Raw genomic sequence first — 1,162 nt, forward strand, 5'->3', positions numbered from 1 at the left:
GTGGCGCTCCTAGAGTTTTGGTGGGCGCCTTCTTGCTGTTCAGCGAAATTTCCTGTTGAGGTTCAACTACTTCGGTGTTTCGTCGGGGTAATTGAGGGACGCGCACGCGGTGTGCCTCTAGGTTTCGGGGTTACCACACCAACCTCAACCGCAAGGAACGATCCGCGTGCGCGTCAGTACTGCATTTAACCGTCTTCTGCAGATTCCCGGGGCCACGGTCACCGATGTCTTTATCGACGGCGGTGAGATCGAAGTCAGCCTGCGACCCAAGGCTCGGCTGCTGCGCTGCCCGTGCGGCAAACGCTCCCGCTCGCTTTATGACCGACGCCGCCGGCGGTGGCGCCATCTAGATCTGGCCCGTGCCCGACTGTGGCTGGTCTACGACATCCGCCGCATCGACTGCCCCAACTGCGGGGTGACCACCGAGGAATTACCCTGGGCCCGGCCCGGCGCCCGCCATACTCGCGACTTCGAGGACATGGTGCTATGGCTGGCCCAACGCACCGACCGCACCTCGGTGGCCACGTTGATGCGCTGCGCCTGGGAAACCGTCACTGCAATCATCAACCGCGGTGTGGCCGAGCTGCTTGACCAGCGCCGCCTACAGACGCTCTACCGCATCGGGGTCGACGAGATCTGCTACCGCCATCCCCACCGGTACCTGACCATCGTCGGTGATCACGACACCGGCACCGTCATCGACATCCAGCCCGGGCGCAGCGAGCAATCCCTGACCAACTTCTATGCCACCCAAACCGATTCAGCGCTGGCCCAGATCGAAGCGGTCAGCATGGACGTCTCCCGCGCCTACACCAGCGCCACCACCGCAGCGGTCCCACACGCGGTCATCTGCTACGACGGTTTCCACATCATGCAATGGGTCAACCGCGCTCTAGACCGCGTCTTCGCCGAATCGATTCGCCTCCCCGGGCACGCCACAGCCGACTGGAGAGCCGCCCGCTGGGCGCTACGCACCGGCGAAGACAAGCTCACCGACGACAAACGCGCCTTAATCAATCAGATCGCACGTTCCAACCGTCGTATAGGCCGTGCCTGGACGCTTAAAGAACAAGCGCGTGACCTCTATCGCTACGACCACGAACCCGGCGCCGCCCGCAGACTGCTCAAAGCCTGGATCACCGCGGCCAAACGTTCCCGCATT

1 protein-coding gene is annotated in these 1,162 nt (G+C 63.1%); it reads left to right on the plus strand.

The features are described from left to right. Nucleotides 1-166: 166 nt before the first annotated feature. Nucleotides 167-1,162: ISL3 family transposase (locus B8W67_RS20100; RefSeq protein ID WP_085305930.1), on the plus strand; the 996-nt coding region annotated here is incomplete at its 3' end.

The sequence above is a fragment of the Mycolicibacillus koreensis genome (assembly GCF_002104795.1).
In the GTDB taxonomy this organism is placed as follows: domain Bacteria; phylum Actinomycetota; class Actinomycetes; order Mycobacteriales; family Mycobacteriaceae; genus Mycobacterium; species Mycobacterium koreense.